Genomic DNA, 20,602 nt, shown 5'->3' with positions numbered 1-20,602 from the left:
CTGCCCGCGAGAATGGCGCGGCATCGTGCCGCACCCCTTACCGGCTGGTGGTTTGCCTCATGCCTTTCCTGAAATCGCTGCGCGGCATCAGCGGCCGCATCCTGGTCGTCCCCGCCCTGGCCTTTTTCACGCTGGCGGCGCTGGGCGCGTACATGGTGATCAATTCCAATCGCACCATCCTGGAGGAGCGCCAGGCCCGCGCGCGCATCGCCACCGAGGGGGTGGTGAGCATGATCGAGGTGCTGGAGAAGAAGGCGCAGGCGGGTGAAATCCCCGAGGACAAGGCCAAGGCCCTGGCCATCGACGTGGTACGGGGCTTCCGCTATGACGGCAACCACTACGCGATCATCCATGACCTGACCGGCATGACCCTGGCGAACGGCCAGGGCCCCGCGACCGAGGGCAAGCGCAACCTGGACGCCACCGACGCCAATGGCGTCCATTACGCCCAGGAAATGCTGGATCGCGCCAAGGACGGCGGCGGCTTCAACTATTACGTCTGGCCCCCCAAGGTCGGCGCGCCGCCGGCCCGCAAGGTGACCTATTCCAAGGGCACGGCCCGCTGGCAGTGGGTGGTGTCGTCGGGCATCTATCTGGACGATGTGGAGGCAGCGGCCCGGAGCAGCACGGAGCGCACGGCGGGCTTGGTGGCGACACTGGCGCTGCTGACCCTGGGCCTGGCGCTATGGCTGAGCCGCAGCATCACCGGGCCATTGTTCCGTCTGGCCAACGCCACCAACCGAATGGCCGACGGCGACCTGGCGACTCCCGTCCCGGCCGTGGACCTGAAGGATGAGATCGGGACGCTGGCCCAGGCCATCCTGGTGCTGCGCGACCGTTCCGCCGACGCCGTGCACCTGCGCCAGCGACAGGAAGGCATGAAGGAAGAGGCGGAGCGGGAGCGCAAGGCGGCACTGTCCCGCCTGGCCCAGGACTTCGAGGGCAGCGTCATGCAGGTGGTCGACGGCATCGCCACCGCCACGACGGAGATGGCCACCGGCGCCAATGCCGCGGCCACAGCCGCCGCCCAGGCCGAAAACCAGACGACGTCGGCCGCCGCCGCCGCGGAGCAGACCAGCGCCAACGTTGCCACGGTGGCGGCCGCCACGGATCAGCTTAGCGCCTCCATCACCGAGATCGCGCGCCAGATCAGCCAGTCGTCGGCCATCGCCGCCGACGCCGTGGAGGAAGTGGGCCGCACCAGCACCGCCATGGGCGAGCTGGCGGCCTCCGCCGCGCGGGTGGGCGACATCGTGGCGCTGATCACCGGCATCGCGGGCCAGACCAACCTGCTGGCCCTGAACGCCACCATCGAGGCGGCCCGGGCGGGCGAGGCCGGCAAGGGCTTCGCCGTCGTCGCCAGCGAGGTGAAGAACCTGGCGACCCAGACCGCCAAGGCGACGGAGGAAATTCAGGCCAAGGTCGCCGAAATCCAGGGCATGACCGACACGGCGGTGGACGCCATCGCCGGCATCGGCCAGACCGTGAACCGCATGAACGAGATCACGTCCGCCGTCGCGGCGGCGGTGGAGGAGCAAGGGGCGGCCACGGCGGAAATCGCCGGCAACGTCCAGCAGGCCGCGACCGGCACACAGCAGGTTTCCGGCAACGTCGCCGCCGCTCGCCGGGCGGTCAGCGAAACCGGCGAGGTCGCGCACACCGTGCGCCACGCCGCCGGCGAGCTGTCGACGGAGGCGGAGCGGCTGCGCGGCCAGGTGCACGCCTTCCTGGCCAACATACGCTAATACCAAGTAGCGATGATCCTGACCTATGGCCAGGCTCATCGCCCTCAGTCGCCGGCACCGCCATCCGGCGGCTTGGCTTCCGCGCCTTACGGCGCGCGGCGGCAGTCGCCGCCGATACCAAGGAGCGATGAATGGAAATCATCGCTCCTTGGTATAAGCCCCTCCAACAAAGCCGTCACACGTTCAGCAGCAGGTTCTCCCGCTCCCAGCTGGAGATCACCTGCTGGTAGGCGGCATCCTCCGCCTGCTTCACGGCGGTGACGCAAGCGACGAAGCGTTCGCCGAACAGCTCACGCAAGGGGCGGCTGGCGTTCAGCTTGGCCAGGGCGTCGCCCTGGTGGCGGGGCAAGGTGAAGGCCAGGCGATGGGCCGTGCCCTTCACCGGCTCCGTCGGTTCCAGTTCCTGCACCATGCCCAGGTAGCCGCAGGCCAGGCTGGCGGCAATGGCCAGATAGGGGTTGGCGTCGGCGCCGGCCACGCGGTTCTCCACCCGCCGCGCCTCCGGCGGGCTCAGGGGGACGCGAAAGCCGGTGGTGCGGTTGTCCCGCCCCCAATGCACGTTGATGGGCGCATCCGACCCCTGCACCAGGCGGCGATAGCTGTTCACATTGGGCGCCAGCAGAGGCATCGCGCTGGGCAGGTACTTCTGCAGGCCGGCGATGTGGCTCATGAACAGGGGGGTGTCGCCGCCATCCGGCCGGCCGAACAGGTTGCGCCCGGTTTCGGCGTCGACCAGCGACTGGTGGATATGCATGGCGCTGCCCGGTTCGTTCTGCATGGGCTTGGCCATGAAGGTGGCATAGATGCCGTGGCGGATGGCCGCCTCCCGCACCGTGCGCTTGAACAGGAAAACCTGGTCGGCCAGGCTCAGCGCGTCGCCATGGTTGAAGTTGATCTCGATCTGGGCGGCACCGGCCTCATGGCTCATGGTGTCGACGTCAATGTCCTGCTTCTCGCAGTAGTCGTAGACCGCCTCGAAGATGGGGTCGAACTCGTTGACCGCGTCGATGCCGAAGGCCTGGCGCCCGCTTTCCTGCCGACCCGAGCGGCCGACGGGCGGGATCAGGGGATAGTCGGGGTCCTTGTTGACCGCCACCAGGAAGAACTCCAGCTCCGGCGCCACCAAGGGCTTCCAGCCACGCTGGGCATAAAGCTCCAGCACCCGCTTCAGCACCCAGCGCGGGCTGATGTCGACGCTGCCGCCATCGGCGTAGACGCAGTCGCAGATGACGGCGGCGGTAGGCGCGTCGTACCAGGGGACGAGACGCACGCTGCCGGGATCGGGCAGCATGTAGACGTCGGAGTTTTCCGGGTTGGTGACGCTGTTGGGCGGGGTGTCGCCCGTCACGGTCTGGATGAACACGCTTTCGGGCAGGCGCAGGCCCCGGTCGCGCAGGATGCGCAGGAATTTCTCCGCCGGGACGATCTTGCCCCGGGCGATGCCGGACAGGTCGGGGACCAGGCATTCGACTTCGGTGATGCGATTGCCGCGGATGAATTCTTCCAAGACGGACATGGGGTCGTGCACCTCGGTGATGGGGCCGGCCAGGGAGGCGATCACGCGGATGGACCGGGCCCGGGCCGGACGGAATCGGCGGGGACGATCCCATGATATCGGGGCGGGAATGCGGCGCGGCAGCGGCCAAAGCGGGCCGGCACCCTAGCGCTTGCGGCCTATGCCGGGGTGACATTGGCCCCGCCCCGGTGATATGTGCGAAGGGCAACGTCCCCTCAACCGACCGGACCTCCCGTCGCCATGATCCGTTTTTCCGGCCCGCGTTTTTCTGGCCTCCGGGCGCTGAGCTTCCTGGCGCTTGCCGTGCTGGCCGGGCTCATGGCGTACGCGACCGTCTCACCCCTGGCGGACCTGACCATCGCCGGCTGGTTCTGGACGCCGGATGGCGGCTTCGCCTGGCGGACGGGCCCGGTCGCCAACGTATTGCATGAGGCGGTGCAGGTTGGCGCCCGCGTCCTGGCCGGCGTCCTGGTGCTGGGCACGGCCTGGACGGCCTGGCACCGCCGATCCCCCCAGCGCGCCACGCTTTTGGGTGCCGACGTGCGCGCCTGGGGCTTCCTGCTGCTGTCGCTGGCCATCGGGCCGGGGCTCATCGGCAACGCGGTGCTGAAGGATCACTGGCACCGCGCCCGTCCCGTCCAGGTGGTGGAGTTCGGCGGGGCGGCCCCCTATACCCCGCCGGTACTGCCGGCGCCCAAGGCCAATTGCGGGCGCAACTGCTCCTTCGTGTCGGGGGACGCGGTGCTGGCCTTCTTCCTGCACAGTTTCGCCTACACCGCCCGGCGGCGGCAGCGGCTCTGGCTCTATGGCGGCTTGGGCGTTGGGGCCGGCGTCGGCCTGCTGCGCATCGGCATGGGCGGCCATTTCTTCAGCGACGTGCTGTATGCCGGCCTGCTGGCGGTGCTGACCAGCGCGCTGCTGCACGCCGCCTTCTATGGACGCCGGGCCACCCTGGGGCTGTGGTGCCGCTGGCTGCCCGGCTGACATGACGCCTTCCCCCGCCGCCGATAGCTGGCCCGACAGCTGGTACCACTCTTCCTCCCCGCCCGGGCCCGCCGCGCCGGCGCTGGACAGCGACACCACCTGCGACGTCTGTGTCGTCGGGGCTGGCTACACCGGCCTATCCGCCGCGCTGACCCTGGCGGAGCGCGGCTATGACGTGGCGGTGGTCGAGGCGGAACGGGTGGGCTGGGGCGCATCGGGCCGCAACGGCGGGCAGCTCATCAGCGGCTACAACAAATCCGTCGGCGCCGTGGCCCGCCTCAGCGGCCCCGAAGACGCGCGCCGTCTATGGGCGCTGGCGGAAGAGGCCAAGGCCCTGCTGGTCCAGCGGGTGGAGCGCCACGCCATCGCCTGCGACCTGCGCTGGGGCTACATCAACGCCGCCGCCCGCCCCCGCCACCGCGCCGGATTGCTGAAGCAACTGCGCGACGCCCAGGGCGTGGGCTATGACCGCCTGCGCCTGGTGGAGGGCGACGACCTGCGCGCCCTGGTGGCCAGCCCACGCTATGACAGCGGGCTTGAGGACAGCGGCAGCGGCCACCTCCACCCCTTGGCCTACGCCCAGGGACTGGCCCGCGCCGCGCGCGCGGCCGGCGCGCGGCTTTATGAGAACACGCCCGCCCTGGCGACCAGCACCGATGCCGCCCCTGTGGTGACCACTCCGCGCGGCCGGGTACGGGCGCGCTTCCTGGTGCTGGCCGGCAACGCCTATCTAGGCGGCCTGGCGCCCGCCTTGACGCGCACGCTGGTGCCCATCGTCACCTACATGCTGGCGACGGAACCCCTCGGGGCCGAGCGGACGGCCGCCCTGCTGCCCGGCGACCACGCCGTGTCGGACACCCATGTCGGATTGCACTATTTCCGCCGCAGCGCCGACCACCGCCTGTTGTTCGGCGGTGGCGTCAACTTCGCCAACCGGGCCACGGCTGACGCCCAACCCACGCTCGCGCGGGCCCTGCGCCACTGCTTCCCCCAATTGGCCGGAGTGGGCATCGACCATTTCTGGCACGGCAGCGTCGGCATGACGGTCAGCCGCCTGCCCCAGTTGGGCCGCCTGTCACCCACCACCTATTTCGCCCATGGCTACAGCGGCCATGGCGTGGCGCTGACCGGCATCTGCGGCCACTTGCTGGCGGAGGCCATCATGGGCCAGGCCGAGCGTTACGACGTCTTCGCCCGCCTGCCGCAGCGGACCTTCGTGGGACCGCCCTGGCGCGTGCCCCTGCTGCGCCTGGCCAGCCTGTGGTACCGCCTGCGCGACGTGCTCTGAGCATCCCGCGCCAAGCGCAGGGAAACCGGGGCGCCGCGACCTAGAAGAAAGGCAGTTCCGCCTCGACCGGCTCCTGCACCGGGGCCTTGGGCATTTCCGACAGCGGCACATCGAAGGTGACGACACTGGCCGGAATGCCGATCAACAGCAGGGGGCACGGGTTGCCCACGCCCCGATGCACCCGGTCCTCCAACTTGCGCCAATGGGTGGTGGCGGCACCGTACTTGTCCTGACAGAAGGAGGCGGCCCAGGCCTCGGCGAAGGACGGCGCACCGCCGGCCATGCGGCGGGCCACGTCGTCCTGCTGGCGGGTGGTGGGCCGCAGGCCCAGGGCCAGCACGTCCCCGTCGCAGGTCAGGCTGCGGCTTTGGGCGAAGCGGCGCACCATGGGCACCATCTCATCCTGCAGGCTGCGCCCGCGCGTGACGATGATACCGACGGAAATGACACCCTCCGCATGCAGGCGCTTGAAGTTCTCCAGGTCGCGGTCGAAGAACGGGTCCTTATTGTTCCACTCGATCTCCAGCGCGATCACGCCCACGCCGGGAATGTCCCGTACATGGTCAACCTCATGGCTGATGGATTCACGGCGCTTGCCGTTCACCCGCTTCTCGATGGTGAAATGCGCCTTTTCCCAGCCATGCTCCGCCAAGGAGCGCCGCAGGCGCTGGGTGATCTTGGCTTCACCGCCGCCGGAGCCCACGATTTCGGTGATGGGAATGGACAGCGCGCCGATGACGGCATCCAGTTCGGCCATGGCGCCGGGGAAGTCGACACCCAGGATGGCCCGCGCGTGGGAAAGGAACTCCACCTGGAAGCCGCGCTCTAGCAAGGTCGGAAACATGTGGAAAAAACGTCCGCTGGCGATATCGAGGGCGCGACCCTACCCGATCCCGGGCCCCTGTCGATACCGGATCGAACACCCGTGGCGACGCCGCGCCCAAAGGCCGCTGCCGATCGGGGCGGCGGGTACTCCCGTAGGCATTTATCACCTTTGACCATACCGCTTTGGGCGGCCGGCTGTCCGGGAGATGCGTAGTCGACCGGCCGGCTGGTCGACTAAGGTCCGGGCCGTGAAGGCCGTTCGCCGCCGACTCGGCGGCCGCGGGGTGCGCGGCAGAATTCGGCTGAAAATACCCGAATGTGATCGCGCCGATCCGTTCGGCCGGAAATGATCTAAGAGGCGACCGTGACCGGACAGCAGGATTTCACGACAACACTGCAATTGAAGTCCGCCGGGGACATGGACAAGGCCGAGGATTGGATCCGTGCCAATATTCGCGGGCGCTGGGCCGTGGAGTTCCTGGGCATGGAAGAAAAACTGGACCCTGGCCTGAACCGCCGATCCCAAGTCTTGCATGTCTCCTTTCGTTTCGGCCTGCGGGAAGATCTGGAGCGGTTCAAGCGCGACTATGCCGGCATCAAGACCGCCACGGCCGCGGCGGGCGCCCGGCACCTTGGCGGAAAGGGAGCCCTGCCGGCAAAGCCGAGGAGCAAGGGGCTTTTTGCGTGGCTACGGTCATGATGGCGCAGCTGCCTCCTGTGATTATCGCTTCCCTTCTAAACGGAAAGACCTATTTTCCCCGCCCCCGGTCACTTTAGATTCCTAATGGAATTCATAACTTTGCCACGTTTGCCGCCTAAGTTCTCGCACCTCCCGTCGGCAAAAGGGGGGTGCCGGGCCCATACAGCTGTCCTTCCGCCCGGCCCGCGCAGTGAAGAATTGGCTGCCTAATGGAGTAGGCCTATGCCCGGCCAATCCTTTTTCGCACTTGCAGCAGAATATCGGATGATGTCAGGATCGCATCAGACGTTTAGAAATATACTCCATGGTTAGCGATTTTAGGGGCGCCGCCCCTTACTGTTAATCGCCCATAAACAATCAACCGCAGGCTGGAGCCATGCGCAAATTAAAAGAAACCCTCGGACTGCCGCTCATTTTGGACCGGCGCTTCCTTGCATACTTTCATGACATTTTGGTTGCCGGGGTTTCGTTTATTGTTTCGCTGTACCTGCGGGTTGGGGATGGCATCGTCCATTATACCCAAGCACTGGTTCCGGGCGTCATTCTGTTCACCGTGATTGCGGCGGCGGCCTATCGACTGTTTGGCATGAACTCCGGTGTCTGGCGCTACGCTTCGTTGCGCGACCTGATGGCCATTGCCCGGGCCGTCACCACCAGCATCCTCGTGTTCCTGTTGCTGATGTTCCTGGTGACGCGTCTGGATGACCTTCCGCGCTCCGTCCCGCTCATCAATTGGTTCGTGCTGGTCGTCCTGCTGGGCGGCCCGCGCCTGCTCTACCGCTTGGCCAAGGACCGTCGTCTGGCAGGCATCCTTGAGAGCAATGCCCGCGACCGCATCCCGGTGCTGCTGGTCGGCGCCGGTGACGAGGCGGAGATTTTCATCCGCGCCATGGCCACCGACCGGGACGCGGCCTATCGCGTGGTCGGCATCCTGGATGACAAGGGCGGGCGCATCGGCCGTGAAATCCATGGCGTGAAGGTGCTGGGCCGCTTGGCCGAGCTGTCATCCGTCGTAGGCGATCTCGCCGCCGGTGGTCAGTGCCCGCGCCGCCTGATCCTGACCCGTCCCCGCGCCCGCCTGTCGGGTACCCGCCTGGGCGCGCTGGTGGAAAAGTGCGAGGCGCTCAATCTGGTCTTGGCCCGCCTGCCCGACCTGACCGATTTTCGCGATGCCGTGAACGATGGGCCCATGACCGTGCGCCCCATCGTCATCGAGGATCTGCTGGGTCGCCCGCAGGTGGCGCTGGACAAGGGCGCCATCGATGGCCTGGTGGCCGGCCGGACGGTGCTGGTCACGGGCGCCGGCGGCACCATCGGCTCGGAACTGACGCGTCAGATCGCCCAATTGAAGCCCCGCCGGCTGATCCTGCTGGATCACAGCGAGTTCAACCTCTACTCCATTGAGATGGAGATGCGGGAGAATTGCCCGGAGCTGGATTGCCGCGCCGTGCTGGGCAACGTGCGCGACCGCAGCCGTATCCTTGAGGTGTTCCACGAGGAGAAGCCGGAACTGGTGTTCCACGCCGCCGCCCTGAAGCATGTGCCGATGGTGGAACTGAACCCGGTGGAAGGCGTGCTGACCAACGTCATGGGCACCCGCAACGTGGCCGACGCGGCCATCGCCGCGGGCGCCGCCGCCATGGTGCTGATCTCCACCGACAAGGCCGTGCGGTCCACCAACGTGATGGGCGCCACCAAGCGTATCGCCGAATGCTACTGCCAAGCCCTGGACATTGTCGCCTCAAGCGGGGCCGGCAAGGGCTGGCAAACCCGGTTCATGACCGTGCGCTTCGGCAATGTGCTGGGCTCCACCGGGTCGGTGGTTCCATTGTTCAGCCGCCAGCTGCGCGCCGGCGGGCCTCTGACCGTGACGCATCCGGAAGTGTGCCGTTACTTCATGACGGTGCGCGAGGCGGTGGAACTGGTGTTGCAGGCATCCGCTTACGGCATGAATGCCGGCCGGGATGACCGTGGCCGCATCTTCGTGCTGGACATGGGCCAGCCGGTGAAGATCGTGGACCTGGCGCGCCAGATGATCCGCTTGGCCGGCCTGCGTCCGGACAAGGACATCAAGATCACCTTCACCGGCCTGCGTCCTGGCGAAAAGCTGTACGAGGAAATGTTCGCCGCCGCCGAGCCGCCGGAGCAGACCTCCGCCGAGGGTGTGCTGGTGGCCTCTCCCCGCGCGGTCGACCTGGCCATCCTGCGCCGCTCGCTGGATGAGCTGGATGCCGCCTGCGCCACTGCCGACGCCGTCCGCCTGCAGGCCCTGCTGCACCACATCGTCCCGGACTACAGCCAGTTGGACCCGGTTCCCCTTCCCTCGGAAACCGTGCTGCCGAACCAGGCGTAATGAACAGGGCGTAATGCGCGCCCAAGAGCGAAGGCAAAAACGAAGGCCCGGAACTTGGTGTTCCGGGCCTTCGCCTTTTTGGGGGGCCTGCGTCCGATGGAGCGGGCGTGCCGAGCAAACGCGTCTTGCTTATGGCACGCGGGCGAAGCGCACGGGCGCGTCGGACCAATCCACCAGGACGATGGCATAGGGGCTGGTCAGGCTGCCGGTGGCGCTGTTGCGGGAGGATTGGTCGAACTCGTGGTACTCCACCACCAGCCGGTCGCGCATGCCGTCGCGATGTTCCACCCGGGTGTTGACCACCTCGACGCCAGCCCCCGAAGAGTTGCGGGACCCCAGGAACACCCCCAGGGCCATCAGCCGGTCCGGAAGGGTACCGGGCGCGCGCGTCCCCACCAGATCCCACAGCGATTGCCATTCGGCCGCGTTGCGGGCCACCAGATAGGTCGTGCTCTGCGCCCGGCTGAGGGTGCCATGCCACTCCCCCCGGCCAACAAGGCTGGGGGAGACGGCTGGCGGCAGGGCGTTGTCATCAGGCGGCGGCTCCCCCCCCAACCAGGCCATGCTGCTGGAGCAGCCGCTCAGGGCCATTCCCATTCCGATGGCGACCCCCAAGGCCGCAAGGCGGCGCAAGGACGTCCGTCGATGACGATGCGCGCCCCCCGCCCGGCTGTCGCATCGGGCGAAGGTTTGGCTCCGGGAACCCTCCCGGCGGATGGCCCGGGGGCGGATCATGCCGCGCGGGGCAGGACGGTTTCCACCAAGGTCGCCCAGTAGCTGGCGCCCATCGGCAGAACATCGTCGTTGAAGTCATAGCGTGGGTTATGCAGGGCGCACCCCAGCGCACTGCCGCCCTGGCCCAGCCAGACATAGGAACCGGGACGGGCATTCAGCATATAGGCGAAGTCCTCCGCCCCCATGCTGGGCCCCATGTCGCCCAACACATTCCCCGGCCCTGCCACCTTGGCCGCCACGGCCGCCGCGATGGCCGAGGGTTCGGCATGGTTGATCGTGGGTGGATACCCCGGGTGATAGACCAGCTCACCCGTGGCGCCGAACACGGGCGGCAGGGTGGTCACCAGGTTGCGCAAGCCGTCCTCCAACTGCTGCCGTATCTCGGGCGTCAGGGCGCGCACGGTGCCGGCCAGCTTCACCTCGTTGGGAATGATGTTGTAGGCGGTGCCGGCATGGATGCGGGTGATGCTGACCACGCCGCACTCCACGGGGGAGAGGGTGCGGCTGACCAGGGTCTGCGCCGCCACCACCAGCTGGGCCGCCACCACCACGGGGTCCACACCCAGGTGCGGCTGGGCGGCATGGCCGCCGCGCCCCTGGATGGTGATCTCGAAGCGGTCGGCACCGGCCATGACCGGGCCCTGGCGCACACCCATCTTGCCCGGCGGCAGTTCCGGCCAATTGTGCATGCCGAAGACCATGTCGCAGGGGAAGCGGTCGAACAGCCCCTCGTCCACCATGCGCTTGCCGCCGCCGGCCCCCTCCTCCGCCGGCTGGAAGATGAAGTTCACGGTGCCGGAGAAGTTGCGGGTCTCCGCCAGGTAGCGCGCGGCCCCCAGCAGCATGGTGGTGTGCCCGTCATGGCCGCAGGCATGCATCTTGCCCGCGACCTTGGAGGCGTGGGCGAAGGTGTTCTCCTCCTGCATGGGCAGGGCGTCCATGTCGGCGCGCAGGCCGATGGTCTTGCCGGTGTCGCGCCCCTCCCCCTTCAGCACGCCCACCACACCGGTGCCGGCGAGGCCCTGGTGAACCTCGATGCCGAAGCCGGTCAGTTTCTCCGCCACGAAAGCGGCGGTCCGCGTCTCCTCGAACGCGACTTCGGGATGTTCGTGGATGTGATGCCGCCAGGCCGTCATATCGGCATGGAAGTCGGCGATGCGGTTTTGAATGGCCATGACCGGGTTCTCGGGACGCACGCGAGGCGAAACGAAGGACGACAACGCGCCGAAGTCCCCCCTCATGGGGGCGGTTTCGATCGCGCGAACTTGATTAACGTATCATAGCCACGGCAAGGGTGTCCCCGCCAGGGGGTTCCCCGACTAGCGGGTTCCAAGGCTAGGGCGAAACCTTACGACGCCGTCTCCAGCGGCAGGTGAAGGATCACCCGAAGTCCGCCTTCCTCCCTGTTCTCCAGCCGGATTTCGCCGCCATGGGCCCGAACCACGTCATTGGCGACGGACAGGCCCAGGCCGGTGCCCCCGGTGTCGCGGGATCGCGACGCCTCCAGCCGGTAGAAGGGGCGGAAAACGTTATCCCATTCCGCCTCTGGAATTCCCGGTCCCTCATCCGTGACGGAAACCGCCACCGTCTCCCCCTGCACGGCCACGGCCACATCGGCGCTGACGCCATATTTCAGGGCGTTCTCGACCACGTTGGTGAAGGCGCGCTTCAGGGCGGTACGGCGCCCCACCACCCGCACCGGCCCGGGCGCGGGGCTGAAGCCGACGGGCTTGCCCGCGTCACGGTAATCCTCCGCCGCGCGGGCCAGCAGCAGGTTGAGATCCAGGGGCTCCAGCGTCTCCTGCGCCGCTTCGTCGCGGGCGAAGGCCAGCGTGGCGCCGATCATCGACTCCATCTCCCCCAGATCCTCCAGCATCTTCTCCCGCACGCCGTCATCGTCCACGAACTCGGCCCGCAGGCGCATCCGTGTCAGCGGCGTGCGCAGGTCATGCGACACGGCGGCCAGCATGCGCGTGCGATCCTCCACGAAGGCGCGCAGGCGGCGCTGCATCTTGTTGAAGGCCGCGGCGGCCAGCCGCACCTCGCGCGGGCCGGTTTCGTCCAGGGACGGGGCGTTCATGTCCACGCCCAGCCGGTCGGCCGCGGCGGCGAAGCGGCGAAGCGGTCGCGTGGTGAAGCCCAGCACCCAGGCGGACAGCAGGATGGCCACGGCGGCGCTGCCGGCCAGGGAGGCCAGGAAACCCGGTTCCGACAGGGCGTCGGCCCCCGCCATCGGAATGTGAACGTTCAGCCAGCTGCCGTCGGCCAGCTGGTGGCTGGCCATGACATACTTCGGCTCCGGCGGGGGGGTGGTGATGGTGCCGAAGGGCGGCAGGGCGATCATGTCGGTATGATGGGGGCCCGGCGCGCTGACGTTGGGCTTTTCAAACACATCCAGCGACACTTCCTGCGTGGTGCCGCCGACGTTGACCTTGAAATTGCCGTCGCGCAGGCCGGCCAGCATCTTGTCGCGGATGTCCGCCGGCTGGTGGTCCACCACGCCGGCGATGCTGGCCAGGCAGCCCGCCAGCTGCCCGCTCTGGGCCGCGGCCACCGCCTCCGCCCGGTCCGTCCGGTACAGGCCCAGGGCGATAGCCTGGCTCAGCAGAATGCCGCCGACCAGCACGGCGAAGATGGAATACGACATGCGGTCGGTCAGGGCCCTCATGGCGTGCCCACCTCGGCGGAGAAGATATAGCCGCCGGATCGCACCGTCTTGATGATGGCGGGATCGGCCGGATCGGTTTCGATCTTGCGGCGCAGGCGGCTGATCTGCACGTCGATGGACCGATCAAAGGGACCGGCGGCCCGGCCCCGCGTGATTTCCAGCAGATCGTCGCGCGACAGCACCCGGCGCGGCCGCTGCACCAGGGCCAGCAGCAGTTCATATTCGCCGGCGGTCAGCGCGATTTCCTCGCCCGAGGCGGCGCTGAGGCGCCGCTGGGCCGGGTCCAGCATGTAGCCGGCGAAGCTGAACGCCCCCGCCGCCGGACCGCCGCCGGGCGCCGCCGACTGGGACCGGCGCAGCACGGCCTTGATGCGCGCCACCAGCTCGCGGGGATTGAACGGCTTGGGCAGGTAATCGTCGGCCCCGATCTCAAGGCCCAGGATCCGGTCGGCATCCTCCCCCATCGCGGACAGCATGACCACCGGCGGGCCGGATTCGGCGCGGATGGCGCGGCACAGGGCCAGGCCATCCTCGCCCGGCAACATCAGGTCCAGGACGATCAGGTCGATGTTCCGGTCGGCCAGGAACTTGCGCATCTCCTGCCCGTCACGGGCGGCGGTGACGCGATAGCCGTGGCGGGTCAGGTAGCGGGTCAGCAGGTCGCGGATTTCCCGGTCGTCGTCGACCACCAGCAAATGAATGTTCTCAGACATCTCTCGTCCCATATGCGGGCCCTGAACCCGCCCCCCGGCGATGGCAATGGCGGCGGCGCCGGGGGCTTGTCCAAGCATGGCCAACTGTACCGGCAATCCCCGTCGCGTCCGATGGTGATGTTGTAACGACACTGTAAATGCCCGCAAGGGCGGTTACGCACTGTTTCATTCGGCGGCACCGCCGGAAATCACGGCGAAACAGGCACATGGTGGGATGGGACCGTCAACGAACAACAGGAAGCCTGGGGCTGGGGAGCCCAAGCGCGGGCTGATCTTCACCCGACGCACAACCCCGGTCCCCCATGCCGAACCATCCTTGAGGAGAACCACCATGAACCGCTTCGCCGCCTTCCTGACCGCTACCGCCCTGATGGCGGGAGCCGCCGCCCCGGCCTTCGCCGACGACGCCACCGTCAGCAGCTCCGACGCCCGCAAGGCCGTCCAGACCTACCTGCAGTCCCACGACAAGGGCAACCTGCGGGTCGGCAACGCCACCCGCAAGGACAGCTACTACACCGTCCCCGTCGCCACCGCCGAAGGCATCCCCGTGACCTCGTTCCGCGTCGACGCCGCCAGCGGCAAGGTCATGGATCGCTAAGCCCAAATGAACAGCGTTCGCGGATACGCCGCCTGGCGCAATCCGCATCGATGCGAGACCGGCGGCGGTGGCGCCCCTTCCCCAATGCCGGTTCGAAACGGGATGGCCAGATGGTCGTGTGGCCATCCCTGATCGCACCCGGCGGACGGTGACCCGTAAAGCACCGTCCGCCGGTTTCACCCTTCTCCCCGGCCTTCCCAACCGCCCACTTTCCCAGCCTCCCCACCTTCGGAGACGCCTCATCATGAAAAGCCGACGCGGGCCCCTGCTCACGCTGACGGATGGCGGTGAAGGCGGCTCCCTGCAGCAGCGCCTGTTCGAACGCCTGCGCCACGCCATCGCCACCGGCATCGTCGCCCCCGGCGAGCGCCTGCCCTCCACCCGCACCCTGGCGCGGGACATGGGCCTGTCGCGCAACACTGCCGTCGCCGCCATTGAGCGCCTGACGGCTGAAGGTTACCTGGAATCCCGTGTCGGCTCCGGCACCTTTGTCGTGGAAAACCTGCCGCCCGATTACGCCCCGGCCGAGAGCCGCGCCCCGGCGCCGCGCCCCCAAGGGCCGACGGCGACGGAGGCGGCGCTGCCCTCGCCGACCCTGCCCTTCCGCCCCGGCATCGCCGCCGGCGATCAATTGGACATCGAGGCCTGGCGCCGGGTGCTGGGCCGGTCCTGGCGCAGCCTGTCCGCCCGCGCCCTGGAGCGTGACAGCGCCCCGGGCTGGCGCCCCTTGCGCGTGGCCCTGGCCGGCTTCCTGGAGGCCAGCCGCGGCCTGCGCTGCCATCCCGATCAGATTCTGATCCTTCCCGGCCGTGCCGCCGCCCTGGACCTGGCCGTCGGCCTGGCCGCCACGCCGGGCGACCGGGTATGGACAGAGGACCCGGGATGCCCGCTGACGCGGGCGCTGGTGCGGCGCCTGGGAATGACGCCCGTGCCCGTGCCCGCCGACGCCGACGGGCTGGATCCGGCCAAGGGCGCGGCCCTGGCGCCGGACGCCCGGCTGGCCGTGGTCACCGCCAATTGCCAGATGCCCCTGGGCACGGTGATGAGCCTGGACCGCCGCCATGCGCTGCTGGACTGGGCCGCCCGGGTGGACGGGCGCATCATCGAGGATGACGGCGACGGCGGTTTCACCTTCGACACCCGCCCGCCCGCGACATTGATGAGCCTGGACCGCGCCCCCGGTCGGGGCGGCCGGGTCCTGCATGTCGGTGGGTTCGAGCGCATCCTCTATCCCGGCCTGCGCATCGCCTACCTGGTGGTGCCGGAGGACCTGCTGGACCGGGCGCTGGAAATGCGCGCGCTGTTCGAGCTGCACGCCCCCGTGGTGGAGCAGAGCGCGCTGGCGGAATTCATCGATGAGGGACACCTGGCCTCCCACCTGCGCCGGGCGCGCCTGACCTACCAGGAACGGCGGGAGACGCTGATCGACGCCGCCCGCCGCCTGTGGGCCGGCGCCTTGACCCTGACGCCGGCGGCGGCCGGGTTGCAAATGGCGGCCCGCCTGGCGGACGGCCTGGCGTTGAAGGGAGTGCCAGGCACCGCCCGCCTCTCGGTCCCACCGCTGCTGGCGCCCGACATGGCCCTGCGCGACGCCGCCCGTGCCCGGTCCATCGACGTGACGCCGCTCAGCGGCTTCCACGCCGGCCGCGACTGTCCCCAGGGTTTAGTGCTGGGCTATGCCGCCTTTTCACCCCCGCTGATCTTGAAAGCGGCGCAACGTCTGGCGGAGACATTGGACGCGCATGCGGGCGCCGCCTGCGCCTATTGACATCCGCTGGTTGCGCGGCGTCGCCCCGCGAGGGAAATATCGTTGCGCATCCGGGCGTGCGCGCCGAGCAGCCCAAGCCCACCGCCATTGCACCAAAGACGGATGGCTTGGGCAATTTGTCCAGCGCATGCGGGCTTTTCAGCCCCAGGGGTTCGGGGTTAAGGTCCATTTGCCCGCCGAATTGATCAACATCAAAGCTGATGGCCTCGGTCCACTGGCATGGTACATCTGCTCGGTCGCGGCCTGCCGGCACTTGCCAGCGGTGGTTTTACTGCCCACTATGGCAGTCATGCCCTCGGTCGGTGGTGGTTGTGTGTCGACCGGTAGCTTGCCGCTGGTCTTCTAGGATTAGAGGACCGCTCCACGAAGGAGCCATCGGACAGATGGATTACGAAGCCTTTTTCCGCTCCCAGATCGATGGCCTTCGCCGTGAGGGCCGTTACCGCGTCTTCGCCGATCTGGAACGCCGCGTGGGTGAGTTCCCGACCGCCTCCTACTACCCTTCCCCGGATGAGCCGCCGCGCGACGTGACCGTGTGGTGCAGCAACGACTATCTGGGCCAGGGCCAGAACCCGGTGGTGCTGGCGGCCATGCGCGAGGCGCTGGCCAAGTCCGGCGCCGGCGCCGGCGGTACGCGCAACATCTCCGGCACGAACCACTACCACGTGCTGCTGGAGCGGGAGCTGGCGGACCTGCACCGCAAAGAGGCGGCACTGCTGTTCACCTCGGGCTACATCTCCAACGAAGCGTCGCTGTCGACGCTGCCCAAGCTGCTGCCGAACTGCGTCGTCTTCTCCGACGCGCTGAACCACGCCTCCATGATCGAAGGCATCCGGCACAGTGGTGCTGAGAAGCACATCTTCCGGCACAACGACCCGGAGCATCTGGACCAGATGCTGAGCCGCTATCCGGCCGACCGGCCCAAGCTGGTGGCGTTCGAGAGCGTCTATTCCATGGACGGCGACATCGCCCCCATCGCGGAAATCTGCGACGTGGCCGACAAGCACGGCGCCATGACCTACCTGGATGAAGTCCATGCCGTGGGCATGTACGGTCGTCGCGGCGCCGGCGTGGCGGAGCGTGATGGCGTGCTGGACCGGCTGACGGTCATCGAGGGCACGCTGGGCAAGGCCTTCGGCCTTATGGGCGGCTACATCACCGGTTCGGCCGCCCTGGTCGACTGCGTGCGCAGCTTCGCCTCCAGCTTCATCTTCACCACCTCCATCGCCCCGGTCATCGCCGCCGGCGCCGCCGCCTCCGTCCGCTACCTGAAGGAGCATGACGAGCTGCGCGCGCTGCATCAGGAGCGGGCCGCCACCCTGAAGCGCCTGCTGCGCGAGGCCGGGCTGCCGGTCATGCCGTCGGTCAGCCACATCGTCCCGGTGCTGGTGGGTGACCCGCGCCTGTGCAAGCAGGCCAGCGACGACCTGCTGACCAAGCACGACATCTACGTCCAGCCCATCAACTACCCCACCGTTCCCCGCGGGACGGAGCGGTTGCGCATCACGCCCACGCCCTTCCATGACGACCACCACATGGCCCGTCTGGTGGACGCATTGCTGGATGTGTGGAGCCGACTGGAACTGCGCAAAGCGGCGTGACGCCGCCTACTGTTCAAAGGCCGCCCACCTGGGCGGCCTTTTTCATTCAACCGATACCAATGCACCGAAGCGCCGCGACGGGACGCGTCTTGCGCTTCGGCGCGGCCCCAGGCTAGATCTTGGGGTCGGGTTCGAGGGGCACCATGGTTGAGCAGACTGATTTCGATGATCTTGTGGAACAGCTCAAGGTCGAGTTCAGGGACGATGTCCACGACCGCCTGGGGGCCCTGTACGAAACGCTGAAGGCCGTCTCGCTCGGCCGCATGTCCTCCACCGACGGGCTGCTGGCCATCCGCCGCGACTCCCATAGCCTGCGCGGCGCGGGCAGCTCTTTCGGATTCCCGCTGGTCAGCCTGATCGCCCAGCGTCTGGAAGCCTACCTGACCAACCTGAAGGATTTGACGGAAAGCCAGATCGTCGACCTTCACACCTTCGCCGACCGTATCGCCGAGGCGGCCGACCGCGACGACACGCCCGACCTGGCGGCCACCAACGCCGTCATCCGCGCCCTGCCCTCGCGCTATGAGTTCGACATCGCCGACGTGGAAATCCACGACGTCGACATCATGCTGGTCAGCCCCAACAAGATTGTCGCTCGCCGGGTGGCGGCGGAACTGGCCGCCTGCGGCTTCAAGGTCAATACCTTGGTCGACCCCATCGAGGCGCTGTCCGTGGCTGTGCGTGTGCCCCCGGACATGATCATCGCCTCCGCCGTCATGGACGGGCTGGGCGGTGTCGATCTGATCCGCGCGCTGAAGGCCATCTCGCTGACCGAGACGGTGCCCATGGCCCTGCTGACCAGCCTGGACGCCACCAGCCTGAAGGGCGTGCCCGATGACGTGGCCATGGTGCGCCTGGGCCCCGGCTTCGGCGACGACATCGCCTCCGCCATCACCCGCTTCAACCTGGGTTGATCGCTGGGTACGTGACCCGGCGACCGCCGAGCATTGAGGCTTACAGCCTCGTCTGGCGTTCAGGGACGCCCCGCAAGGCGTAACCCGTGTGGCGCAGCCATGCCAGGGCCCTGCTCCGGTCCCCGAAGACTGCTTCCGCCAAAGCCAGGGCGCTGGCGGCACGGAAGATCTGTTCGCTGGCCTCCATCGGGGACAAGCGGCGCAGCCTGGACAAAAGACCAGATGCCCGCCGGGCGGCGGCAAGGCGATAACGACGCATGGTTCGAAGTGACGGCTTGGTCATGGAGTGTCCTCCACCAGGTCACAGGGACACGCTTGCGGGGTCGTTTCGGCCTTGATACAGGCGCCCCGCGACGTGGAATGGCCCACGCACCTCCCATTATGTCGCGCGCGACCACCTTGACCATGACTCAAATCAGCCGCTCCGGCAACCCGCCGCGACTCAGCCGATCTCCTCCCCGATCTCCTCAAGGTATTGCCGGGAGAGGCGGACGTAATGCGGGACGGTCAGGGGCAGCGTCGCCTTGTCCTGGTCGGTCAGGGGGCGCAGCAGTCGCGCCGGGCTGCCGCCCCAGAGTTCGCCGGCCTTGACCCGCTTGCCCGGCGTAACCAGTGCGCCGGCCGCCACCATGGCGCCGCTTTCCACCACGGCGCCGTCCATGACGCAGGCCTTCATGCCGATGAAGGCGCCGTCCTCGATGACGCAGCCGTGCAGCAGGGCCATGTGGCCCACCGTCACATCGTCGCCGATCACGGTGGCGAAGCGCTGATGGGTGCAGTGGACGGTGGTGCCGTCCTGGATGTTGGTGCGCTTGCCGATGCGGATTTGGTTCACGTCGCCGCGCACGACGACATTGTACCAGAGGCTGGCCTCCTCCCCGATCTCCACGTCGCCGATGACGACGGCGTTGGCCAGGAAGGCGCTGGCGTGGATGCGGGGCAGCACGCCCTTGTAGGGCAGCACCGTGGGCCGCACGGTCGTCAGGGCCTCACTGACATTGGTCATGGTTGTCTCCACGCGCAGAATGAAAAGGGCCCGGGCGCTTAACACCCGGGCCCGTCATACATAAGGCTGTTTCCCGCTTACGGAAACCCGATCACGGGGCCCAAATCAAGGGAACAGCGGCGCCTGTTCCAGGCCGCGATCCTCGGGATAGCCCATCATTAGGTTCATGTTCTGGATGGCCTGGCCAGAGGCGCCCTTCACCAGGTTGTCGATCACCGACAGCAGGATGGCGCGGCCGGGCACGCGGTCCGGGAAGACGCCGATCAGGCAATGGTTGCTGCCCTTCACATGGCGGGTCTGCGGCGCCACGCCGGCGGGCAGCACGCGCACGAAGGTCTCGCCCTTGTAGGCATCCACCAGGGCGGCGCGCAGGTCGTCCGCCGTCTTGCCCGACGCCAACTTCACATAAATGCTGGAGTGGATGCCGCGGCTCATGGGCATGAGATGGGGGGTGAAGTTCAGCACCACCGGCTTGCCGGCGGCCTCGCTAACGCCCTGTTCGATCTCCGGCGCGTGGCGATGGCTGCCGACGCCATAGGCATGCACACCCTCCGCCACCTCGCCATACAAATTGGCCTGCTTGGCGTCACGGCCTGCGCCGGACACGCCCGACTTGGCGTCGATGATGATGTCCTCCGCCAGGATCAGGCCCTGGCGCAGCAGGGGCAGCAGGGGCAGCTGCGAGGCGGTGGGGTAGCAGCCGGGGTTGGCCACCAGGCGGGCACCCTTCACGGCATCGCGGTTGGCCTCCACCAGGCCGTAGACGGCCTCCGTCTGCAGGTCCGGCGCCTTGTGGGCGTGGCCATACCAGGTGGCGTAGGTCTCGACATCGTGCAGGCGGAAGTCGGCGGACAGATCCACGACCTTCAGCCGCGCCGGCAGGCTGGCGATAACCTCCTGCGTGGTGCCATGCGGCAGGGCGCAGAAGACGAAATCCACCCCATCCCAATCCACCTGGTCGATCTTCACCAGATCGGGCAGATCATACCCCCCCAGGTGGGGGAAGACCTCGGCCAAGGGCTTGCCGGCCTGTCGCTCCGCCGTCAGGGCCACCAGGCGGACGTCGGGGTGACGGACCAGCAGGCGGACCAGTTCGGCGCCGGTATAGCCGGATGCACCGAGGATGGCGACGCGCAGGGCGGTGGACATGGGATGCGTTCTCCTGAAGGCGGAAGGGTTGGTAAGGGC

Annotated in this window: 17 protein-coding genes; 9 read left to right on the top strand and 8 right to left on the bottom strand. The window is 68.0% G+C overall.

Annotated features, from left to right (window positions below):
- The first annotated feature begins 59 nt into the window (after positions 1 to 59).
- Positions 60 to 1,745 carry a methyl-accepting chemotaxis protein gene (locus tag FBZ90_RS05505; RefSeq protein WP_145730032.1) on the top strand — a complete coding sequence of 562 codons (1,686 nt, stop codon included), beginning with the start codon at positions 60 to 62 and terminating at the stop codon, positions 1,743 to 1,745.
- 175 nt (positions 1,746 to 1,920) lie between these two features.
- On the opposite strand, the gene FBZ90_RS05500 is transcribed toward FBZ90_RS05505, so the two are convergent.
- On the bottom strand, positions 1,921 to 3,261 hold the full coding sequence (locus tag FBZ90_RS05500; RefSeq protein WP_145730424.1) for a glutamine synthetase family protein: 1,341 nt from the start codon (positions 3,259 to 3,261) through the stop codon (positions 1,921 to 1,923).
- A gap of 240 nt (positions 3,262 to 3,501) precedes the next feature.
- On the opposite strand from FBZ90_RS05500, the gene FBZ90_RS05495 reads away from it, so the two are divergent.
- Together FBZ90_RS05495 and FBZ90_RS05490 are read left to right on the top strand one after the other, a co-directional pair.
- Entirely contained in the window at positions 3,502 to 4,245 is a 744-nt protein-coding gene (locus tag FBZ90_RS05495) for a phosphatase PAP2 family protein (RefSeq protein ID WP_145730031.1), read from the top strand.
- A 1-nt stretch (position 4,246) separates the two neighbouring features.
- A complete protein-coding gene (locus FBZ90_RS05490; RefSeq protein ID WP_145730030.1) occupies positions 4,247 to 5,533 on the top strand; it encodes an NAD(P)/FAD-dependent oxidoreductase in 1,287 nt (428 codons plus the stop codon).
- A gap of 40 nt (positions 5,534 to 5,573) precedes the next feature.
- On the opposite strand, the gene FBZ90_RS05485 is transcribed toward FBZ90_RS05490, so the two are convergent.
- Entirely contained in the window at positions 5,574 to 6,377 is an 804-nt protein-coding gene (locus FBZ90_RS05485) for a BglII/BstYI family type II restriction endonuclease (RefSeq protein ID WP_145730029.1), read from the bottom strand.
- 345 nt (positions 6,378 to 6,722) lie between these two features.
- Between FBZ90_RS05485 and FBZ90_RS05480 the strand changes: the two genes are divergently transcribed.
- The gene (locus FBZ90_RS05480) at positions 6,723 to 7,058 is read left to right on the top strand and encodes a hypothetical protein (protein ID WP_145730028.1); all 336 of its coding nucleotides are present in this window, start codon (positions 6,723 to 6,725) and stop codon (positions 7,056 to 7,058) included.
- Between the two features lie 586 nt (positions 7,059 to 7,644).
- Positions 7,645 to 9,411 (top strand): polysaccharide biosynthesis protein, encoded by a 1,767-nt coding sequence (locus FBZ90_RS05475; RefSeq protein WP_246130170.1) that lies wholly within the window; start codon positions 7,645 to 7,647, stop codon positions 9,409 to 9,411.
- 129 nt (positions 9,412 to 9,540) lie between these two features.
- Here FBZ90_RS05475 and FBZ90_RS05470 read toward each other — a convergent pair whose 3' ends face one another.
- The 4 genes from FBZ90_RS05470 to FBZ90_RS05455 form a co-directional block, all read right to left on the bottom strand.
- Positions 9,541 to 10,008, bottom strand: coding sequence for a hypothetical protein (locus FBZ90_RS05470; protein WP_145730026.1), 468 nt, complete (start codon positions 10,006 to 10,008; stop codon positions 9,541 to 9,543).
- A gap of 134 nt (positions 10,009 to 10,142) precedes the next feature.
- Positions 10,143 to 11,321 (bottom strand): M20 aminoacylase family protein, encoded by a 1,179-nt coding sequence (locus tag FBZ90_RS05465; protein ID WP_145730025.1) that lies wholly within the window; start codon positions 11,319 to 11,321, stop codon positions 10,143 to 10,145.
- A gap of 173 nt (positions 11,322 to 11,494) precedes the next feature.
- Positions 11,495 to 12,814: an ATP-binding protein gene (locus FBZ90_RS05460; RefSeq protein ID WP_145730024.1), complete on the bottom strand. Its 1,320-nt coding sequence runs from the start codon at positions 12,812 to 12,814 to the stop codon at positions 11,495 to 11,497.
- Positions 12,811 to 13,527, bottom strand: a complete 717-nt coding sequence (locus FBZ90_RS05455) for a response regulator (protein WP_145730023.1) — start codon at positions 13,525 to 13,527, stop codon at positions 12,811 to 12,813. Before FBZ90_RS05455 ends, FBZ90_RS05460 begins: the two co-directional genes overlap by 4 nt.
- Before the next feature lie 331 nt (positions 13,528 to 13,858).
- Here FBZ90_RS05455 and FBZ90_RS05450 point away from each other — a divergent pair, with 331 nt between their 5' ends.
- The 4 genes from FBZ90_RS05450 to FBZ90_RS05435 all read left to right on the top strand — a co-directional run bounded on the left by FBZ90_RS05450 (position 13,859) and on the right by FBZ90_RS05435 (position 18,408).
- Positions 13,859 to 14,125, top strand: a complete 267-nt coding sequence (locus FBZ90_RS05450) for a hypothetical protein (RefSeq protein WP_145730022.1) — start codon at positions 13,859 to 13,861, stop codon at positions 14,123 to 14,125.
- Positions 14,126 to 14,369: 244 nt separating this feature from the next.
- Positions 14,370 to 15,893 carry a MocR-like pyridoxine biosynthesis transcription factor PdxR gene (pdxR, locus tag FBZ90_RS05445; protein ID WP_145730021.1) on the top strand — a complete coding sequence of 508 codons (1,524 nt, stop codon included), beginning with the start codon at positions 14,370 to 14,372 and terminating at the stop codon, positions 15,891 to 15,893.
- Positions 15,894 to 16,276: 383 nt separating this feature from the next.
- Positions 16,277 to 17,494, top strand: a complete 1,218-nt coding sequence (gene hemA / locus FBZ90_RS05440) for a 5-aminolevulinate synthase (protein ID WP_145730020.1) — start codon at positions 16,277 to 16,279, stop codon at positions 17,492 to 17,494.
- Positions 17,495 to 17,637: 143 nt separating this feature from the next.
- On the top strand, positions 17,638 to 18,408 hold the full coding sequence (locus tag FBZ90_RS05435) for an Hpt domain-containing protein (RefSeq protein WP_145730019.1): 771 nt from the start codon (positions 17,638 to 17,640) through the stop codon (positions 18,406 to 18,408).
- A 442-nt stretch (positions 18,409 to 18,850) separates the two neighbouring features.
- Here the strand turns inward: FBZ90_RS05435 and FBZ90_RS05430 are convergent, their stop codons facing one another.
- Together FBZ90_RS05430 and argC are read right to left on the bottom strand one after the other, a co-directional pair.
- On the bottom strand, positions 18,851 to 19,414 hold the full coding sequence (locus FBZ90_RS05430; protein ID WP_145730018.1) for a gamma carbonic anhydrase family protein: 564 nt from the start codon (positions 19,412 to 19,414) through the stop codon (positions 18,851 to 18,853).
- A 105-nt stretch (positions 19,415 to 19,519) separates the two neighbouring features.
- Positions 19,520 to 20,563, bottom strand: a complete 1,044-nt coding sequence (gene argC / locus FBZ90_RS05425; RefSeq protein WP_145730017.1) for an N-acetyl-gamma-glutamyl-phosphate reductase — start codon at positions 20,561 to 20,563, stop codon at positions 19,520 to 19,522.
- Between the last annotated feature and the right edge of the window lie 39 nt (positions 20,564 to 20,602).

The organism is Nitrospirillum pindoramense, assembly GCF_007827955.1.
In the GTDB taxonomy this organism is placed as follows: Bacteria; Pseudomonadota; Alphaproteobacteria; order Azospirillales; family Azospirillaceae; genus Nitrospirillum; species Nitrospirillum amazonense_B.
This window is presented reverse-complemented; position numbering and strand designations above follow the sequence as displayed.